The following is an 865-nucleotide window of genomic DNA, read 5'->3' on the forward strand; positions in this document are numbered from 1 at the left end:
TGATCGAAATGGCGACGGCGCTGACCGCATCGTCCCCAGTCTTCCGGCCGACCAGTGCTTTGGGCGCAAGACCGGCCATGACGACCATCTTGGAAACGCGCCAGATTTCCTCGATTGACTGAGGAACTATGGCATTCACGTTTCCACCGACCATCAATGCAGGTGGACGAGCCTCAATGATATGAGCTGGAGCGTTCATGCGTCTTCTCCCGGTGCATCAGTTGTTTCGGGAACGAAGATGCGAAGGACGGATTTCTCCGCCCGGTCCGACGCATCCTTGATTTCCATGATCTGAACTTTGGCTTCGCCGCGGCTGGTCTCGACGTAGACCGTCTGGCCGACTTCAACGGGAATGTCCGAGAAGTAGTCATACGTCTTGTCGCTGAAACCGAATTTGACGGCCACGATCAGGCGCTTGTTTGCTGCTTCTTCCATGATCACGCCGCCCGCTGTTCTTCAAAGCGCTCAACGCCAGCGAGATCATGACCGGAGCGGATCGCTCGGTTGGCCAACTGCTCGACGAGAGCTTTCATTTCGGGGTGATCCTTCAGGGCGACAAGCGCCTTGTCGTAGTCCGTGATGCGAGCGGAAACGAACGTGCGAAGTGACACCCTGGAACCGGTCCGGCCCGCGGTGGCATTGCGTGCCTGCGCCTCGCGTTCTGCCTCAGCGGCCTCCTTGGCCAATTGTTCGGCATTCGCCTTCGCTGCCAAGTCCACTGGGTCATTCGGATTGGTGGAAACGTCTTGAGCCTTACGCGCAGCTTCCTCAGCCTCGCGCCGAATGCGGTCCGCTTCTCGTTGGGCCACTGCCTGCCGCTCGCGCTCTTTGCGTTGCTCTTCAAGCAAGTACGCGTCCATGTGGC

Annotated in this window: 1 protein-coding gene and 2 pseudogenes; all 3 read right to left on the bottom strand. The window is 58.8% G+C overall.

Going from position 1 to position 865, the window contains the following annotated elements; translation table 11 throughout:
• Positions 1 to 199 (bottom strand): annotated as a pseudogene (locus J1W56_RS25765) (hypothetical protein); the annotation flags it as partial.
• Positions 196 to 435, bottom strand: a complete 240-nt coding sequence (locus tag J1W56_RS25770; RefSeq protein WP_223616137.1) for a hypothetical protein — start codon at positions 433 to 435, stop codon at positions 196 to 198. The gene J1W56_RS25770 and the pseudogene J1W56_RS25765, both read right to left, overlap by 4 nt.
• 2 nt (positions 436 to 437) lie before the next feature.
• A pseudogene (locus J1W56_RS25775) lies at positions 438 to 865 on the bottom strand (hypothetical protein); the annotation flags it as partial.

Origin of the sequence: Phyllobacterium calauticae (assembly GCF_019991125.1) — a bacterium.
GTDB classification, from domain to species: domain Bacteria; phylum Pseudomonadota; class Alphaproteobacteria; order Rhizobiales; family Rhizobiaceae; genus Phyllobacterium; species Phyllobacterium calauticae.